The sequence below is a fragment of the Streptosporangium sp. H13245 genome (genome assembly GCF_055690525.1).
Window position 1 is genome coordinate 33,945 of sequence record NZ_JBSZKT010000011.1, and the last position, 18,251, is coordinate 52,195.

An 18,251-nucleotide genomic window follows, 5' to 3' on the forward strand; every position below is an offset into this window, starting at 1 on the left:
CCGAAGTGCCGGGGCCGCCTCTTTTTGTGTCCTGGTCTCCGCGCGCCCGGCCGTACGCGGCCCCGAGGTCAGCCGAGCTGCGCGGGGAGCGGCCTGGAGTGCAGGACGGTGAGGGAGGTGACCGCGCGGGTCAGGACCACGTAGAGGCGGGCCAGGCCCCGGGGTTCCGCGTCGACGATGTCGGCGGGCTCGGAGACGATCACGTGGTCGTACTCCAGTCCCTTGGCCAGGGAGGCCGGGATGACCAGGAGGCGGTGGTCGTCGACCGTGTCGGGGCTCAGCACCCGGTGCTCCAGGTGGGCGAGGGCCTTGGACGCCGCGCTCACCGAGGCGTCGGGGACGATGACGCCGATCGACCCCTCGCGGGCGAGCGCCTCCTCGGCGGCGCGGGCCAGTGCCTCGGCCAGGTCGGGTGCCGGGCGCACCGACAGCGAGCCCGCGCCGGGTCGCAGCGACCGGGGGGCGGCCAGGTCCGGGGCGACGGAGGGCAGCAGCCTGGCCGCGTAGTCGAGGACCTCGCGGGGCACCCGGAATCCGAGGGTCAGCTCGGTGACCGCGCCGTCCTCGAAGCCGAGATGGGTCAGGACCTCCGTCCAGGAGCGGGCGGACCAGGGCGTGGTGCCCTGCGCGAGGTCGCCCAGCACGGTGGCCGAGCCGGTGCGGCAGCGCCGCCCCAGGGCCCGCAGCTGCATGGCCGACAGGTCCTGGGCCTCGTCCACGACCAGGTGGCCCAGCGGGACGGTCCGTTCGATCATGTCGGCCAGCTCGTCCATCAGCGCGCCGTCGGCCGCCGACCACCTGGCCGAGCGGAAGGACTTGGCGGGCTTCGCCCACAGCAGCAGCGACTGCTCCTCGGCCGTGAGGTCGTCCTTGGCGGCGGCGGCGAGGAAGGCGGGGTCGCTGAACAGCCGGTGGAGCACCTGCTGCGGGGTCAGCTTGGGCCAGACCGCGTCCACGAGCTGCTTGACCGGTTTGGACCTGGCCACCGCGTCCTGCACCCGGTCGTCGGGTGACTCGCCGCGCTGTTCCATCCGGACGAGCACCAGGTGGGCGAGGCGCTGGGCGAGCGTGGCGCGCCCCGGGCCGTAGCGGGTGGTGCCGCGCAGCGCGGCGACGATCTCGCGGACCTCGTGGTCGGCCACCCGGTAGCGGTTGATCCCCTTGGTGAACAGCACGCCCTCGGTGGGCTTGACGACGTGCATCCACAGGGCGCGCCCGAGCACGGGGACGATCCGCGCGTCGCCCTTGATCGTGCCGATGGCGGGATCCTCCGGGGCGGAGTGGTCGCCGAGGATCCCGGCGGCCGTGGTCTGGTCGACCTTGACCTCGCCCAGGGCGGGGAGCACGGAGGAGATGTAGGAGAGGAACGCCCGGTTCGGGCCGACGATCATCACGCCCGAGCGGGCGAGCCGCTCGCGGTGGGTGAAGAGCAGGTACGCCGCCCGGTGCAGGCCGACGGCGGTCTTCCCGGTGCCGGGGGCGCCCTGGACGCACACCGTCTGTCCCAGGTCCGAGCGGACGATCTCGTCCTGGTCGGGCTGGATCGTCGCGACGATGTCGCGCATCGGCCCCGAGCGCGGGCGCTCGATCTCCTCGGTGAGGATCCTGCTCTGGGCGAGGGCGGCACCGCCCTGGTCGAGGCGCTCGTCCTCGTAGGCGGTCAGGTCGCCGCCCCGGTAGCCGAACCTGCGGCGCAGGGCGACGCGCATCGGGTCGGACGGGCTGGCCTGGTAGAAGGCCCGCGAGACCGGGGCCCGCCAGTCGATGACCAGGGGGCGGCTGCTGTCGTCGTGGACGTGCCTGCGCCCGACGTAGACCGTACCGGGAAGGTCGTCTCCCGCCTGGCGGTCGAGGCGGCCGAAGAACAGGGGGGTGCCGGAGTGGTCGGCGAGCGCCTCGACGCGCTGGTCCAGCAGCGCCTGGAGGATCTGCTGGGAGACCCAGTCTCCGGCGGCGTCGGAGGAGAGGGAGCGGGCGTGTTCGCGCATCGCGCGCAGCGCCGCCCTGGAGACGGCCAGATGCTCGCGCTCGGCGGCGAGGATCCGGGCGGTGTCGTCGGTTATGTCGGGGGCCAATTGATGTGCGGGCACGCTGAAGCGCCTCCCATTCGATAAACGGAGGTGGTGGTCATCGGGCAGCGAATCGACCAGCTTAGCGGTGGTCCTCCCGCGTCTCAAAAGGATTAACGGCGGACTGGGACGCGGCGGTCGCGGGTATCCCAATGATCGTGCGGATCTCTCCTGTCATACCGGCCGTCGCGAATCTTCTCCTGGCCGCGCTCTGGGGGCTTTCCGTGTTCGCGGGCTGGGGGTTCGAGGCCTTCTGCTCCGATCCCGGCTGCGCGGACAGGCTGGACGGGGTGGTCGGAGTGTCGTCCCTGTTCGCGGCCGTCGCGGCCTGCTGCACGGCGGGCGCTCTGCTGGCGCCGGTGACGCGCGGCGACAAAAATCGTTTTACCGTTCTGATGACCGCCGCGGTGGTCGCCTGGGTGATCGCGGAGGGCATTCTCTTCGCCGGAGGCCTGATCGTTCGGTAACCACGCTGACACCCTCTGTAATTCTCCATGGAAATGGCGAAAAAGCGTGGCGAACATGGTGACTCCCACAGATCATGGGGGTATGTCGCCAGTGGCCTCTAGGCCTAGCGAGGGGGTGGTTTGTTTGTCGAAAGCCCGCGGGATTTCGTGGACCTGACACAAATTGACGACGTGTTCGCCATGTGGGGTCATTCTCCGGCGAGCACGTCGTCCGCGTCGATGATCTGATACGCGTACCCCTGCTCGGCCAGGAACCGCTGCCGGTGCGCCGCGAAATCCTGGTCCACGGTGTCACGGCTGACCACCGAGTAGAACCGTGCCCCGCCCCCGTCCGCCTTCGGCCGCAGCACCCGGCCCAGCCGCTGCGCCTCCTCCTGCCGGGACCCGAAGGTGCCCGACACCTGGATGGCCACCGCCGCCTCCGGCAGGTCGATGGAGAAGTTGGCGACCTTGGAAACGACCAGGACCTGGATCTCCTTGTCGCGGAACGCCTGGAAGAGCCGCTCCCGCTCCTTGATCTTCGTCTCTCCCTTGATCACCGGCGCGTTCAGGTGCTCGCCGAGCTCGTCGAGCTGGTCGATGTACTGCCCGATGACCAGCACCTGCTCGTCCAGGTGCCGCCTGACCAGCGCCTCGGTCACCCGCGTCTTGGACGGCGTGGTCGCGCAGAACCGGTAGCGCTCCTCGGACTCGGCCATCGCGTAGGCCAGCCGCTCCTCGTCGGTCAGCGTCACCCGCACCTCGACGCAGTCGGCCGGGGCGATCCAGCCCTGGTTCTCCATCTCCTTCCACGGCGCGTCGTACCGCTTGGGGCCGATCAGGGAGAACACGTCGCCCTCCCTGCCGTCCTCGCGCACGAGCGTCGCGGTCAGGCCCACCCGCCGCCTGGCCTGCAGGTCGGCGGTCATCCGGAAGATCGGCGCGGGCAGCAGGTGCACCTCGTCGTAGACGACCAGGCCCCAGTCGCGGGCGTCGAACAGCTCCAGGTGCCGGTAGACGCCCTGCCTGCGGGTCGTCATCACCTGGTACGTGGCGATGGTGACGGGCCGGATCTCCTTCTTCGTACCGGTGTACTCGCCGATCTCGTCCTCGGTCAGCGAGGTCCGCTTGAGCAGCTCCTGCTTCCACTGGTGCGCGGAGACCGTGTTGGTCACCAGGATCAGCGTCGTCGCCTTGGCCTGCGCCATCGCCGCCGCGCCCACGATCGTCTTGCCCGCCCCGCAGGGGAGCACGACCACGCCGGAGCCGCCGTGCCAGAACGCCTCGGCGGCCTCCCGCTGGTAGGCGCGCAGCTCCCAGCCGTCCTCGGTGAGCGCGATCGGGTGGTGCTCGCCGTCGACGTATCCGGCCAGGTCCTCGGCGGGCCAGCCCAGCTTGAGCAGGTGCTGCTTGATGTTGCCGCGCTCGCTCGGGTGCACCGCCACGCCGTCGTCGCCCAGGCGCTCGCCCAGCAGCGGCTGGATCTTCTTGGCGCGCAGGACCTCCTCCAGCACGGCCCTGTCGGTGCTGGTCAGGATGAGCCCGTGGACGGGGTTCTTCTCCAGGCGGAGCCTGCCGTAGCGCGACATCGTCTCGGCGACGTCGACCAGCAGCGCGTGCGGCACGGGATAGCGGCTGTGGGCGATCAGCGCGTCGATCACCTGCTCGGCGTCGTGCCCGGCGGCCCGCGCGTTCCACAGCGCCAGGGGGGTGATCCGGTAGGTGTGCACGTGCTCGGGGGCGCGTTCCAGCTCCGCGAACGGGGCGATCGCCTTGCGGCACTCCCCGGCCCGTTCGTGATCGACCTCAAGGAGCAGGGTTTTGTCCGATTGGACGATCAATGGTCCGTCAGTCACAGACTTCTCCCTTGGTTACCGCAGGTTACGGCGGATCAGCTCATGGTCGCACTCGCGGACGCCCGCCGGATCGTCCCGCGTCCCGCGCTCCCTGTATGCAACAGACGGAAGCGCCCCCGCAGTCCCGCCCGCCCCGCCCGATCCCGCGCGCCCGCCCGCCGGATGCCCGTCCGTCGCGCGTACGGCCCGGCAGGCGGTCTCCGGCACGGTCAGCTCGTGCCGAAGGCGCCGTTGATGCCGGCGACGATGAAGAAGGCCACGCCCAGGACGAGCAGCGCGATGTTGACGCCGACGCTGATCCAGGTCCACTTGAGCAGGTTTCTCGCGCCGCGCGGGTCGGTGTCGACCCTGCCCATCGCGAGGCCCGACAGGATGGTGCCGACCACGCCGCCGAGGCTCACGAAGCAGCTCAGCGCGAGCACGATGCTGACGACCAGGGCGATGATCGCGTGCGTCCTGACACCTTCGACGTTGTGAGACGGCGGGGCCCCGTAGCCATGCCCCTGCGCGTAGCCCTGCCCGTAGGGCTGCTCGCCGTATCCACGCGTGTAGCCCTGGTCGGTGTGGCCGGAGGTCTGGCCGTAGCCCGGGACCTGGCCGTAATCGGGCTGGCCGTAATCGGGGTGGACGTACTCGGGCTGGTGGCTCTGCTGGGTCTGCTCGTAGCCGTACGGTTGCCGGTCGTGACCCGGGGTCTGGCCCGGTCCCGTGGTGTAGGGGCTCTTCCAGTCGTCCGGATTGGTGCTGGGGCCTTCGGAGTGACCGCTGCTCACTGGGGATCTCTCGCTTCTGTGGAGCTTCTGTGGAGCTCAGAACGTCAACTGATATCACGATATGGGTCGTGAGCCGCGCGCCATAGGCGAATGGACTCGGTCGCATCCCGGCAGCTCTCGGTCACATCCCGGCGGCTGGAGCCCTGGGGAGGACCCTCGCGCCCCGGCGGGCGAGGCGGCGGACGACGCGCCGTCGCCGGACCCCGGACCGCCGGCCGGGCTCGCGGCGGGCCCGTCCCGCAACCGAGACTACCTCCTGCCCTCCCCCGGCACGCCGGGTCGTACGAGCCTTCCCGCCCCCCTGTGGGACCGTCAGGGGGCATCTCTGACGATGTCCGCTATGCCGGTGATGCGGTGCAGGGCGAAGCGGTGCACCGCCGCCCGCGTCTCGTCGTAGGCGGTGAGGTAACCGCCCTCCATCCGGGCGGGTTCGAGGATCCGGCTGGTGGCGTTGCCCTGGGAGTCGAGATAGCCGATCCAGACCTGCGACCCCTGCCGGATGGCCTCGCGCAGGGCGGTGATCGTGGCGGTGGCCGGGGAGCGCGGCACCTGGCCGCCGGGGGCGGGCACCGGGGCGCGGCGGGCCTGGTGCGCGGCGTCACCCGCGCGCACCGCGCGCACCGCGGCCGCGACCACGTCGGCCTCGTGGCCGACGAACGTGACCGGGGAACGACCCGCCGACGTGGCCTCGGTCCTGCGGACGTCGAGCTGGGTGATGATCACGTCACCGTCGAGCGACTCCGCCGCCGGTGCGTAGCCCATCGCGCGCAGCGAGTCGACCAGCGCGGGACGGGAGGACTTGGAGGCGATCACCGTGGGGGCGAGCCGCCGCAGCCGTAGCGGGATCGCCCGCTTGTCGGCCATCACCTCGTCGAGCAGTGAGGAGTCGTCGCACCGCACGTACGCGCTCGCCGTGCCGACGCGCATCCGGCCGTGGCGCCTGGCCACGTCGGTGACCAGGTAGCTGAGCGGCTGCGGCACGGGCGTGGTCGAGTGGCGCTCCAGCATGGCCAGCAGCTCGTCGGCGCCCTGCCCGGCGTCCAGGGCCCGCCGGATCGAGCGCTCGTCGAAGCGGTAGACCGTCGCGCCGCCGGTCGACTCCACCTCGGCCGCCACCGCCAGCCACCGCCTCAGGTCGCCGGTGAGCGGCCCGGGGGCGACCGCGGTCAGGTCGGCCTGGAGGAGCACGTGGTCGAGCGGCTCGGGCAGCAGCGGGAGCAGCAGGTGGGCGGCGGACGCCGCACGGCCGCCACCGGGACCGGCCGGGACGCCGGAGAGGTCGGGGAGCAGGGCGCGGCCGTGGCCCGCGAGCACCCCGAGCCCGGTGACGCCGATCTGCTCGGCCTCGCGCAACGTGAACTCCACCAGCTGGTCGCGGTGGCCCCCGCGACGGCGGGGCTGCTCCCAGGCCAGGCGCTCGCGTACCGCGTCGAGGGTGGGCGCCACCCCCGGCGTCGAGGCGAGCATGCCCAGGGTCGTGGCGCGGACCTCGGCGGCGGCCGGGCGGCGCAGGTCGGGGTGGAGGGCGTTGAGCAGCCGGTCGCGCTCGTCGCGCTCGCCGATGATCCCCGGCATCCGGTCCATGGTGAGCCAGGCCGTGGCCAGCATCACCCAGCGGTCCTCGGTGGCCTTCACCCGCCAGCCGTCGTAGACGGGGGTGGGCATCCAGTCGCCGTCGACCGTGCCGCTCGCCGCGACCAGCCCCGTCGCGTACGACACCTCGATGATCAGCCCCGCCACCCACTCGGGCAGGTCGAGCAGGCCCGCGGTCCGCTTGAGGTCGCGCACGGCCAGGCCGCCGCTGCGCAGCACGCCGGGCGGGTCGGCGCTCCAGCGCTCGCACAGCTCCTCCACCGCGCGGGTGAACGTGAACGCCTGCCCGGCCGCGGTGCGTTCGGCGAGCCCCCGGTCGCGCTCGGTGCCCTCGGTCGCGGGCGGGAGGGGGGACAGGTCCCGGTGCACGCGTCCGCCGCGCAGGAACAGGGCGACCTCGCGGGGCAGCACCACGGTCTCCTCGCCGGTGGCGGCGAGCAGGGCCCTGGACAGGAGCTGCTCGATCGGCGACTGGGCCGTGGCGGCCCGCACCTCGCGGCGGGCGTTGGGCACCCGGCCGCTGGCCGGGCCCCAGACCAGCTCGTTGAGCGCGGACCGCGCCTGCGGCGAGACCTCCCCGATCAGCCGTCCGACGATTTCCCCGTCGCCGAGCAGCGCGGCGAGCGTCTCCTTGGTGGCGCCCTCCGCCTCGCCGCCCTCGCCCGCGACGTCCTGGACCAGCTCGGCCAGCCGTTCGGCGGGGTGGTGCCTGAACGCCTCCACGGAGGGCGGGCCGAGCCCCGCGGGAGCGTCGAGCACCTCCCGCACGCCGGGCGCCGGAGCCAGGGCGCGGTCGGGCCCGTAGATCAGGGCCATGGTGCGCAGCCGCTCGACCGTCTCCTTGAGGGCGCCGGAGAACTCCGGATCGGCCGGTCCGGGAAGGGCTCGGGCCATCTGGGCACGCAGCGACCTGTAGGCGACCGGGCCGGGAAGCACGGCCAGCGTCTCCACGACCGCGAGCGTGAACCGGTCGAGCCGGTCGAGCGCCCTGCCCACCGCCGACGGGCTGCTCGCCCGCCCGGCGAGCCCCTCCAGGTGCGCGGGCACGGGGGTGATGAGCTCGGGTCGTACGGAGACGAGAGCCCGCAACCGGTCGTCGCTCCGGCCGCGCAGCCACTCGGTGAACTCCGTGCTCATTCCGCCAATGGTAGGAGGCTTGACCGACATCGCGCGGCCTGGGGGAATTCCGTGATCGTGCGAAGAGGTCTCGTCGATCATGTGAGGGGCGGTGAATGGGGGAAGAAGCTCACGAGCGAGGCGATGTCGAGAGAGGATGGCCAGTGTGATCGAGCGTGCGGACCAGCTCGTCCTGGAGTACGTCAGCAAGGCGGCCGACGCGGCCCACGGCGTGCTGCGGCCGAGGCAGCGGATCGACTTCGTGGCGGTGCTGCGCAGGCGGATCGACGCCGAGCGCGCGGGGACGGACGACCCGGCCGCCGTGGAGAGGGTCCTGGCCCGGTTTGGCGACCCCGCGGCGCTGGTCCATCGTGAGCTGCGCCGCCTGGGCAAGGAGGCGCCTTCTCCGTCCCCTTCGCCATCTCCCTCATCTCCGGGGCGCTCCGAGTCGCGGGCCTCCGAGGGGTTCTCCTCGGCGTTGCGAGGCCTGCGAGGCCTGCGAGGTCTGTGGGGCTCCCGGGGTGAGCGCTCCGGTACGGTCCCCAGGCCCCGGGGGGAGAGTCCCGTGGGGAATCCCGGTGGTGCGGGGAATTCCGGTGGTGCCGGGGATTTCGGGGGCGTCGGGAATCCCGGTGGTGCCGGGGATTTCGGGGGCGTCGGGAACTCCGGTGATGCCGGGAGTTCCGGTGGCGCCGACCGTCCGGCCCGCGCCACGGACGCCGCCTCTCCCGTGGCCGCGGTGCCTCTCGCCGCCCCCACGCCCGAGGGGCCCGTTCCCGAAGATCCCGCTCCCACCTCGGAGGGTGCCGTTCCCCGGGACTCCGCCCCCACCTCGAAGGAGCCCGTCCCCGGGGATCCCGCTCCTCCGCCCTCCCGTCGGCCCGTGCGGGGGCATCCGTACGCCTCGACGGGGGCTCACCCCGAGGCCGGTGAACCCCAGCCGGACCGCTCTGAGCCGGATCACCCTGAGCCGGAGCGTCCCGGACCTGACGTTTCCGAGCCTCCGGCCTCGCGCGGGTCCGGGTGGGCGGGGCGGGTGTTCCCGGCCCGCCCTCGGTCGTCGGCCGCGCCCGGAGAGGACGAGCCCGACGGTTCAACCGGTAGCCGTCCGGTGGGCGGGGAAGACGCCGCGGACGAGTGGGAGGACGCGGTGGAGAGCGACCCGCCGACCGAGGAGATCCCACCCGTGCAGGACCCTCCGCCGCCGGTGGCACAGCAGGAGTCGCAGGACAGGCCACAGAAACCGCGAGAACCACAGGAACCGCCGGAGTCGCGGGAGTCGCGGGAGTCGCGGGAGTCATGGGGGGAGCAGGAGGAGAGGCCGGAGGGCGATCGCCCGGAGGCGCCTCTTGGGAAGCCCGAGGACACGGGAGCCAAGGAAGACGCGGAGGACAAGGGAGACGCGGGGGGCCGTGCAGGGCTTCCGCCCGGGGTGGCCAGGGGCATGCGGGAGGCCGAGGAGCGGCTGGCCAGGAAGCGGGCGCGCAACCGGCCCGACTGGCTGCGCCGACGACGCCCGGCCCGGTCGAGGGAGGACGTCGTCCCCGGCACCCGTGACGCTCGGACGATCCTGCTGGGTCACCGGCGCGAGTCGGTCGGCATGGCCCTGCTTGCCCTCGCCGGTCTGCTGATCCCCTTCCCGCTCGCCCCGATCGCGATCTTCAGGATCCCGGTGCTGGTCTGGGCCGTCGCGGTGCTCGTCGTGATCGCCTGCGAGAACTGGCACACCTCGGACAAGGCGCTGGGGCTGGCCGCTCCGATCGTGAGCTACACCCTCGGCGGCGGCCTGGTCGCCCTCGTACGGGCCAGGAACGACCTCGGCTCGGTGGTGGACGAGTTCTTCACCATCAGCGGGCTCATGTTCCTGCTGGGTTCGGCGTGGGCCGTCTTCTGGCTGGCCTACCGCCTGCTCAATCCCCCGATCCCGGTCGGGAGGGGAGTCCGCCGCCCCGGGTGACGCCGTGGGGGCCTTCCGCTGGTTCGCCCGCCCCGGATGACGCCGGTGCCTGAAAGAGCGGGTCCTCGTCCCCCGGACGGGTGGCTCTCCGTGCGACCCCGGACGGTCGGCGCCGGAACGCCCCGGACGAGGGCCGGGTCGTACCGTCCGGCCCGGTCTCGCGCGGGTGCCTCCCAAGCGTTTCTCCAACGGTTCCCCGGCGGAGCCCCAACGGTTCCCCGGTGGCTCGTCGGCCGCCGGGGCGGCGCTCAGCCGATGGCCTGGACCGCAGGCCGGGGCAGCAGGCCGAGGGCGAGGCACACCCAGGAGGCCACGAAGCGGTCGCGCTCCACGCGGCCGGGGGGCTCGCCCACGGTCTCCTCGAACAACTGGTACTGGACCACCGCCCCGCCGAGCACCGCGCCGATGGCGGGCCAGTCGGCGGTGGCCCCGGCGTACTCGGGCTGGGCGCGGAACCACGTGGTGATCGCGTCGAACATGGGCTGCAGCAGACCTTCGCGTACGGTCGCGACAAGCTCGGGGAACTGGCTCAGGTCACGGAAGAAGACGCGGGTCAGCTCCCTCTCCTCGCGGACCTTGGCCAGCCCCGACCTGCACAGGTGGTCCAGCCGCTCCTCGACACCGGTCGAGGTGTCGACGGCGCCGAACTCGGTCAGGGTCTCGGCGATCTGCGCCCGCGTCCTGGTGGCGTGCTCGTTCATCGCCGCGGCCAGCACCTCGTACTTGGACTTGAAGTGCCGGTAGAGGCCACCGGCGCCCGGTGACAGCCCGGAGGCGGCCTCGATCTCGGCCACCGAGGTCGCCGCGTAGCCCCGTTCGGCGAACAGGCGCAGGGCCTCGTCGATGATCCGCTCGCGTGTCGATCTGGTCATTCTCTGCCGATACCTCCTCCGTGACCTTATCCAGTGCCATCCGGGCCGGATCGCACCGCATCGCACCCGCGCCCCTCCCCGGTCGGAGACAGGGCGGAGACAGGCCGGAGACCCACCGGGAGACCGACCGGAGACCCACCGGGGACCGGCCGTGTGGAGAGGCGGGGGACGTACCGGCCATCTTCCGGATAAGCAAATATTTTCGGGAAGGCTTCCACGGTGGGAGATCTCACGGACAATGCTGATGATTAGCCATGTTTAGGGGGATTTGGCATTCTTTGAGGGCTTCTCGGAGAATCCTCTTCGTGGAGCCGACAAGGAGCGGTGAGTGACCTGATGAACTCCGTGGGATTCGACCTCGATCTGACGCTCGCCGACACGCGCGCGGGCATCGCCGCCGTTTACGACGAGGTGGCGTCGCGTACCGGTGTCCCCATCGACACCGCCGCCGTGATGGCCAGGCTGGGGCCGCCGCTGGAGTGGGAACTGGCCAACTGGATGCCCGCCGAGGACGTCCCCGCGGCCGCCGACGTCTACCGGGAGCTGTACCCGTCGATCGCCATCCCGGTCACCACCCTCATGCCCGGCGCGCGCGAGGCCGTCGAGGCCGTACGGCGGGCGGGGGGCAGGGTCGTCGTGGTGACGGGGAAGAACGCCCGCGACGCGGCGAGCACGGTCGAGTTCCTCGGCCTGGAGGTGGACGAGGTCGCCGGGTCGGTTTTCGGGGCGGCCAAGGGCCCGGCCCTCGCGGCTTTCGGCGCCGCCGCCTATGTTGGAGATCATGTCGCGGACATCGACGCGGCGCGAGCGGGGGGAGTCGTCAGCGTGGCGGTGGCGACAGGTGTCTATCCGGCGGGAGAACTGCGTGATCACGGAGCCGATGTGATCCTGGGCGATCTGACCGAGTTCGTCGAATGGTTCGACGGCTGGCGAACCCCCGCCGCTCTCGTGTAATTCGGGCCTGAATACACGGTCGCTCTCAGCGCCCGCTGGGCATAACCTACATCCATTCCTTTTCACGACAGTCTGAACGAGGTCACCCCTGTGCCGAGTGGCAAGGTCAAGTGGTACGACGCCGACAAGGGATTCGGCTTCCTCACCCGCGACGACGGCGGTGAGGTCTTCGTGCATTCTTCCGCGCTACCCTCCGGCGTGGATTCCCTCAAGCCGGGCCAGAAGGTCGAATTCGGCGTGGCCGAGGGGCGCCGAGGCCAGCAGGCGCTCTCGGTCCGAGTGATCGACCAGCCCCCCACGCTCGCCAAGACCGCCAAGCCCAAGGGCAAGCGCAAGAAGCCCGACGAGATGGTCGTCATCGTGGAAGACCTGATCAAGCTCCTGGACACGGTCTCCACGTCGTACCAGAAGGGCAAGCAGCCCGAGGCCACGCACGCGAAGAAGATCGCCGCCGTGCTCCGGGCCGTCGCCGACGACCTGGACGACTGACCCCCGCCGACCGACCCGACCCTCCCGTGCCCGCTCCACGGTTCGGCCGCGGTCTCGAACGCGGCTCAGCCGTGCGGGTTGGTGAGCGGTCTGGTCCGCTTCTCCGTCGGGGGATCCCCGTGGTGCACGACCGCGGTGGTCGTCCCGGCGGGCCGCGGACCGACCCGCTCCTCCGGAGTCCCGTCCCGCGAGGGCCGCTCCCCGTTCGTCGCGGGGTGCGGCCCGGACGGGGAGGAGCGCGGGCCCCTGGCGGCCTCCACCCTGGCGTCCACCTCACGGACCCGCCCCCGGCGGCGTACGAGCAGCCAGCCGAGCGAGCCCGCCAGCACCACGGCCATCACGGCGAGCCCCGCCGCCCCGCCCGCGAACAGCGAGAGCCAGAGCCCGACCAGGCCGCCCAGCACCCAGGCGATCTGCAGGAAGGCCTCCACCACCCCGAACGTGGACGAGCGCACCTCCTCGCCGATCTCGCGCTGCACGATCGCGTCCAGCGCGAGCTTGCCCAGCCCCTGGGCGAACGCGGCCACCAGCGCGACCGCCACCGCGCTCCACAGCTGGAAGACGACGGCCGCCAGGATCGTGATCGCGGTCGTCAGGGCGAGCGTGCCCAGCACGATGACCTGCGGGGAGTGGTTGCGCACCCACGAGGCCACGGCCGTGCCCGCCAGCCCCCCGACCCCGGCGGCCACCGCCAGCACGCCGATCGCGACCAGCGGCGGCAGGCCGGGCAGGTTCTTGTCCTGGACGAGGAAGAGCAGATAGAAGAGCAGGAATCCGGAGTAGAGGCGGATGGCCACGTTGGCGTACATCGCCTCGGCCACCACCGGGCCCACGTTCAGCATCGTGCGCCAGCGGGGCGGACGCTCCTCGCCCTCGTCGTCCAGCTCCTCCAGGTCCGGGGAGTCGATGTGGCGCGGGAGCCGTACGGCCAGCACGCCCTGGAGCAGGAAGATCACCGTCGCCCCGCGCAGCACCCACTCGGCGCCCAGCCAGGCGCTGGCGCCCGCGCCGATCGGCACCGCGACGCCCGCCGCGACCAGCGCGAACAGGGCGACCCTGGCGTTGGCCGTGACCAGCGCGATGTCGGCGGGCAGCACGCTCGGCATGATCGCCGCGCGGGAGACGTTGTAGGCCTTCGACAGCACCAGCACGGCCAGCGCCGCCGGGAAGATCGTGAACACGTCGCCGGGGACGATCGCCGCCGCCATCGCGAAGCAGAGCAGTCCGCGGCCGAAGAGGGTCCCGGCCATCACGAAACGCCGCCCGGAGCGGAACCGGTCGAGGACCGGGCCGACGAACGGCGCGACCACCACGAACGGGATCATCGTGATCAGCAGGTAGAGCGCGACCTGGCCGCGCGCCTCGTTCACCGGGAGCTTGAAGAGCGTCCCGGCCAGGGACGCGGTGACCAGGGCGTCGCCCACGCTGTGCGCGGCGGTCAGCTCGATCAGCTGGCCCAGCCCGGTGCGGCCCGCGCCCTGCGCGTGGGTCAGCCGCCGCGCGGCCCTGCCCGCCCGCTGGGTGCCGCTGACCGCCCCCCGGCCCGCGCGCGCCGCCCCCTGTCCGGCCCGTTTCGTCGCCCGGCCCGTGCCACGGCCCGCGCGCCCGGCGGCTCGTCCCACGGCGGCGGCGGACCTGCCGACCCGCCGGGAGGCATCGCCCACCGTCTTTCGCGCCCGTTCCCACCCAGCTGCCACGTATCCAGTCATACCCGAAGGGCGGGTGAGTTGTCCGGTGCGCCAGGTCACTCCCCGGGCGATCGGATGTCCACGGTGATGTCCACGGTGCCGTTCGCTCCGGTCATGGGCGAGAATGAACTGTGAGCGCAGTGAGCGAGCGAGCCAGTAAGGACAGCAGCCGTCGTGCTGCGAGGCTGACGGGAGACGACTCGTGAGCCGGACTCGATCCCGTGCCGTGGTCCTTGACCAGGCGTGCGTCGCGGCCGTCGACCTGGCCAGGGCCGCGGTCGAGGAGAACGTCAAGCCGGGAGAGGTGGGCGAGCACCTCGGGGTCGAGGGCGAGGGCGACCGCGTCGTCACCCATTACTTCGCCTGTCTCGACCGCGCCTACCGGGGCTGGCGCTGGGCCGTCACGGTCGCCCGGGCCTCCAGGGCGCGCAACGTGACGGTCAGTGAGGTCGTGCTCCTGCCCGGCGCGGGGGCCCTGATGCCGCCGCAGTGGGTGCCGTGGAGCGAGCGGCTTCTCCCCGGCGACCTCGGCGTGGGCGACCTGCTGCCCACCTCCGACGACGACGACAGGCTCGCGCCCGGTTTCACCGAGACCGACGACGACTCCGACCATCAGATGATCTTCGAGTACGGCCTCGGCCGGGCCCGGGTGCTCTCCCCGATCGGCCGCGACCGCGCCGTGCGGCGCTGGCACTCCGGCGAGTCGGGGCCGCACACCCCGCTCGCGCACGCCGCGCCCGCCCAGTGCTCCACCTGCGGCTTCTACTGGCCGCTCGCGGGCGCGCTGCGCACCGGCTTCGGGGTCTGCGCGAACGAGTACGCCCCCGACGACGGGCGGGTCGTCGCCGCCGACCACGGCTGTGGCGCGCACTCCGAGGCCGCCGTGCTGCCGCACCAGGTCGAGCCGACCTCGCCGATCCTCGACGACCTCTCCTACGACACCGCCGAGAACGCCTCTGAACCGGACCTGGCCGGATCGGTGGACGACACCGCCTCCGAGCCGCTCGGTCACTCCTGACCCGGCGCCGCCGGGCCGCCACCGACCCGGGGCACCGGGTCCATCCCGCCCCGACACCGTCCCGGCGGCACACCCGGCCCACGCGGGCCGGGTGCCCTCGCCCTGGCGTCCCCGCCACGCGAGACGGCCCGCGGGGCCTCGACCTTGGGAAGCATCGCCTTGACTGACATCTTCGGCACCGAACGACTGCGCTCCGCCGTCCTGGCCGCCTGGACGGCCTCGCCCGCCCGTTTCCGCGAGGACGCCAACGCGGAGGAGGACTTCGCGCTCGGCGGCTACCGCGACCGGCTGATCGTCGAGCTCGCCCAGAACGCCGCCGACGCCGCGCTCCGCGCCGGGGTGCCCGGTCGGCTCCGCCTCTCGCTGCGCGAGGGCGTGCTGTCGGCCGCCAACACCGGTGCCCCGGTCGACAGGGCCGGGATCGAGGGGCTGTCCACGCTGCGTGTCTCCGCCAAGCGCGACGACGCCCACGCGGCCGGCCGGTTCGGCGTCGGGTTCGCGGCCGTGGTGTCGGTCTGCGACGAGCCGGTGATCGGCTCGCTCGGCTCCGGGGTCGTCCGCTGGTCCCGCGACCAGACCGCCGCCCTGGTAGCCGCCGAGCCCGAGCTGGCCAAGGAACTCGCCGAGCGCGGCGGGCACGTCCCGCTGCTGCGCCTGCCCTTCCCCGCGGGCCCGGTGGAGATCCCCGCCGGGTTCGACACGCTCGTACGGCTGCCGCTCCGTGACGCCATGGCCGAGGAGGCCGTACGGGCGATGCTGAGGGAGACCAGCCCCGCCCTGCTGCTCGGCCTGCCCGCCCTGGAGTCGATCGAGGTCGACGTGGACGGCGAGACGAGGACCGTCACCTCCGAGGGCTGGAAGGTCGTCTCGGACTCCGGGCGGTTCACTCCCGAGCAGGTGGCCGAGCTCTTCGCCGACCGCCCGACCGAGGAGCGCTCCCGGCCGCACTGGCTGGTCCGCTGGGCCGTACCGGTCACCGCTCCCGCGTCCGGTTCCGCTCCCGCGTCCGGCTCCGCTCCCGCGTCCGGCTCCGCTCTCGCGTCCGGCTCCGTGGGCGGTGCCTCGGGCGGTTCGCGGGAGGCGGCGCCGGTCGGGGAGCCCCGGCCGCTGCCCGCGCTGGTACCACCCGTGGTGCACGCGCCCACGCCGAGCGACGAGCCGCTGGACCTGCCCGCGCTGCTGATCGCCTCGTTCCCGATGGCCACCGACCGGCGGCACGTCGCGCCGGGCCCGCTGGCCGACTTCCTGGTCGAGCGTGCCGCCGACACCTATCTGGAGCTGCTCGCCGGGCTGCCCCGCACCCCCCGGCTCCTCGACCTCGTCCCCGGCATGATGGGCAAGGGCGAGCTGGACGCCCGCATCCGCCGGGCGATCCTGCGCAGGCTCCCCGACGCCCCGCTGCTCCCCGCGCTCTCCCCGCCCGCCGACCCGGCCTCGCCGGGCGGCTCCGGCACCTCGCTCCTGCTCCCCGACCCCGCGGAAACCGGGGCCGGAACCAGGGCCGGAGCGGCTCCCGCCGTGGCCGACGGCGAGGAGCTGGTCGTCTCCGGGCGGCAGGCCTCCGTGGTCGCGGCCCCGGCCGAGCTGCTGGAGCGGGTCGCCCCCATGATCCCCGGGCTGCTGCCCGCGGGGTGGCCGTCCCGGCACCCGGCGATCACCGCGCTCGGCGTGAGCCGGGTGCAGCTCTCCGACATCGTGGACATGCTCTCCGGCGACGCCGTCAAGGACAGGGACCCGGCCTGGTGGCGGTCCCTGTACGAGGTGCTGCCCGCCGACGACCCCGAGGCCCTCGGCGCGCTGCCGGTGCCGCTGGCCGACGGCCGCCTGGTCAGGGGACCGCGCGGCACGCTGCTGCTCACCGACGGCTCCGCGCTGGACCCGGCCGTCCTCGCCCCGCTCGGGCTGCGCGTGGTGCACCCGGACGCGGCCCACCCCCTCCTCCTCAGGCTCGGCGCGGGCGAGGCCACTCCCCGTACGGTCCTGGAGGACCCGCTGACCCGTTCCGCCGTCTCGGAGTCGCTGGACAGCCCCGACTCAGAACCGGTGGCCCAGGCGGTGCTCGCGCTGGTCGACGCCGCCGGGCTGACCGCGGGCGACGCCCCCTGGCTGTCCGAGCTGGCGCTGCGCGGCGCCGACGGCGAGCTGTACCCGGCGGGCGAGCTGCTCCTCGCCGACGGGTCGCTGGCCGGGCTGCTCGACAGCGAGACGCACTTCGGCACGGCCGCGCCCGAGCTGGTGGAGCGGTACGGCCCCCGGGTGCTCGCCGCGGCGGGCGTGCTCGACGGCTTCGCCGTGGTCAACGACTCCGACGTCATGATCGATCCGGACGAGTGCGACCACGACCTGGACCGCGAGGACGAGTGGCTGGAAACCGTCCTCGACCTGCTGCCCGAGGTGGGCGTACCACCGGTCGCCCGGGAGTTCTCCGCCGTACGCGACCTGGAGTACGTCGCCGACTGGCCCGCCGCGCTCGCCCTGCTGTCGCGCCCGCCGCTCCGCTCGGTCCTGCACCCGCTGCGGATCCTGGTGGCGGGGGAGGTCGTGGAGGTGCCGTCCTACACCGCCTGGTGGCTCTCCACGCACCCGGTGCTCGCCGGTCGGCGCCCCACGGAGCTGCGGCTCCCCGCGGGCGACCCGCTGCTGTTCGGCCTGTACGGCGACGCTCCGGCCGTCGTCGACGAGGCCGCGCTGGCGATGATCGGGGTCCGGAGCACGCTGGCCGACCTGCTCGCCACCCACGGCGGCCCCGACGAGCTGCTCGACCTGCTGGGCGACCCCTCCGTGGAGGTCGACCGCGCCCAGCTCCGCTCCCTGTGGGTGGCCCTCGCCGGTGTCGACCCCGCCCGTGTCGGGCCCCCGCGCGCCGTACGCGCCATCCTCGGTGACGCGATCGTCGCCGTCGACGCCGGGGACGGCCGTACGTTGTCCACCGGCGCCGATTCCGGGGACGAGGCTTTCGCGGGTGAGCCGGTCGTGGTCGAGGCGCCGGACCTGCTGCCGCTCGTCGCGGGCCGGCCGTTGATCCTGGCCCCGTTCGACCTGGCCGAGGCGCTGTCGGAGCTGCTCGACCTGCCGCTGGCCGGTGAGGAGGCCACGGGCGAGGTGACGTCCTCCGGCGAGACGCGCGACGTCCCGCCCGCCGTACGGTCGCTGCTGCCGACCGCGCCCCGGAGCTACGTGGAGCACGAGAGGCTGCTGGTGGACGGTGTCCCCGCCGCCTGGCGGTTCTTCGAGGGTACGGTGCACGCCTCGGGGGTGGAGGGGCTGGCGCGCGGGCTCGCCTGGGCGTCCGGCCAGTGGGGCGACCGGCTCGCGGTGGCGGCGTTGCTGCGCGACCCGGCCGCGGTGCCGCTGCTGCTCGCCGAGGCCGACCTGGACAGCTGGACCGCCTCGACCCAGCCATGACACCTGCCGGGCGAT

At 73.1% G+C, this 18,251-nt stretch carries 12 protein-coding genes; 6 read left to right on the forward strand and 6 right to left on the reverse strand.

Going from position 1 to position 18,251, the window contains the following annotated elements:
- Positions 1-68 precede the first annotated feature (68 nt).
- On the reverse strand, positions 69-2,090 hold the full coding sequence (locus ACW9TB_RS19005; protein ID WP_472749337.1) for a HelD family protein: 2,022 nt from the start codon (positions 2,088-2,090) through the stop codon (positions 69-71).
- Between the two features lie 131 nt (positions 2,091-2,221).
- Here ACW9TB_RS19005 and ACW9TB_RS19010 point away from each other — a divergent pair, with 131 nt between their 5' ends.
- On the forward strand, positions 2,222-2,536 hold the full coding sequence (locus tag ACW9TB_RS19010; protein WP_472749338.1) for a hypothetical protein: 315 nt from the start codon (positions 2,222-2,224) through the stop codon (positions 2,534-2,536).
- A gap of 188 nt (positions 2,537-2,724) precedes the next feature.
- Here the strand turns inward: ACW9TB_RS19010 and ACW9TB_RS19015 are convergent, their stop codons facing one another.
- From ACW9TB_RS19015 to ACW9TB_RS19025, 3 genes are all read right to left on the reverse strand, one after another.
- Positions 2,725-4,371, reverse strand: a complete 1,647-nt coding sequence (locus ACW9TB_RS19015; protein ID WP_472749339.1) for a DNA repair helicase XPB — start codon at positions 4,369-4,371, stop codon at positions 2,725-2,727.
- 209 nt (positions 4,372-4,580) lie between these two features.
- Positions 4,581-5,144, reverse strand: coding sequence for a hypothetical protein (locus tag ACW9TB_RS19020; RefSeq protein ID WP_472749340.1), 564 nt, complete (start codon positions 5,142-5,144; stop codon positions 4,581-4,583).
- Between the two features lie 312 nt (positions 5,145-5,456).
- A complete protein-coding gene (locus ACW9TB_RS19025; RefSeq protein WP_472749341.1) occupies positions 5,457-7,874 on the reverse strand; it encodes a helicase-associated domain-containing protein in 2,418 nt (805 codons plus the stop codon).
- Positions 7,875-8,019: 145 nt separating this feature from the next.
- Between ACW9TB_RS19025 and ACW9TB_RS19030 the strand changes: the two genes are divergently transcribed.
- Entirely contained in the window at positions 8,020-9,810 is a 1,791-nt protein-coding gene (locus ACW9TB_RS19030; RefSeq protein WP_472749342.1) for a hypothetical protein, read from the forward strand.
- A 248-nt stretch (positions 9,811-10,058) separates the two neighbouring features.
- On the opposite strand, the gene ACW9TB_RS19035 is transcribed toward ACW9TB_RS19030, so the two are convergent.
- Positions 10,059-10,682 (reverse strand): TetR/AcrR family transcriptional regulator, encoded by a 624-nt coding sequence (locus tag ACW9TB_RS19035; RefSeq protein ID WP_472749343.1) that lies wholly within the window; start codon positions 10,680-10,682, stop codon positions 10,059-10,061.
- A gap of 324 nt (positions 10,683-11,006) precedes the next feature.
- Here ACW9TB_RS19035 and ACW9TB_RS19040 point away from each other — a divergent pair, with 324 nt between their 5' ends.
- A complete protein-coding gene (locus tag ACW9TB_RS19040) occupies positions 11,007-11,636 on the forward strand; it encodes an HAD family hydrolase (protein WP_472749344.1) in 630 nt (209 codons plus the stop codon).
- 90 nt (positions 11,637-11,726) lie between these two features.
- Entirely contained in the window at positions 11,727-12,125 is a 399-nt protein-coding gene (locus ACW9TB_RS19045) for a cold-shock protein (protein ID WP_435289726.1), read from the forward strand.
- A gap of 65 nt (positions 12,126-12,190) precedes the next feature.
- On the opposite strand, the gene ACW9TB_RS19050 is transcribed toward ACW9TB_RS19045, so the two are convergent.
- A complete protein-coding gene (locus ACW9TB_RS19050; RefSeq protein WP_472749345.1) occupies positions 12,191-13,822 on the reverse strand; it encodes an MFS transporter in 1,632 nt (543 codons plus the stop codon).
- Positions 13,823-14,015: 193 nt separating this feature from the next.
- Here ACW9TB_RS19050 and ACW9TB_RS19055 point away from each other — a divergent pair, with 193 nt between their 5' ends.
- Both ACW9TB_RS19055 and ACW9TB_RS19060 read left to right on the forward strand, forming a co-directional pair.
- Positions 14,016-14,831, forward strand: a complete 816-nt coding sequence (locus ACW9TB_RS19055; RefSeq protein ID WP_472749346.1) for a DUF3027 domain-containing protein — start codon at positions 14,016-14,018, stop codon at positions 14,829-14,831.
- 159 nt (positions 14,832-14,990) lie between these two features.
- A complete protein-coding gene (locus ACW9TB_RS19060; protein ID WP_472749347.1) occupies positions 14,991-18,236 on the forward strand; it encodes a sacsin N-terminal ATP-binding-like domain-containing protein in 3,246 nt (1,081 codons plus the stop codon).
- Positions 18,237-18,251: the final 15 nt, after the last annotated feature.

Coding starts and splice junctions, on each gene's coding strand:
- ACW9TB_RS19025 (WP_472749341.1), bottom strand. CDS start 7,874: ATGAGCACGGAGTTCACCGAGTGGCTGCGCGGCCGGAGCGACGACCGG.
- ACW9TB_RS19010 (WP_472749338.1), top strand. CDS start 2,222: ATGATCGTGCGGATCTCTCCTGTCATACCGGCCGTCGCGAATCTTCTC.
- ACW9TB_RS19035 (WP_472749343.1), bottom strand. CDS start 10,682: ATGACCAGATCGACACGCGAGCGGATCATCGACGAGGCCCTGCGCCTG.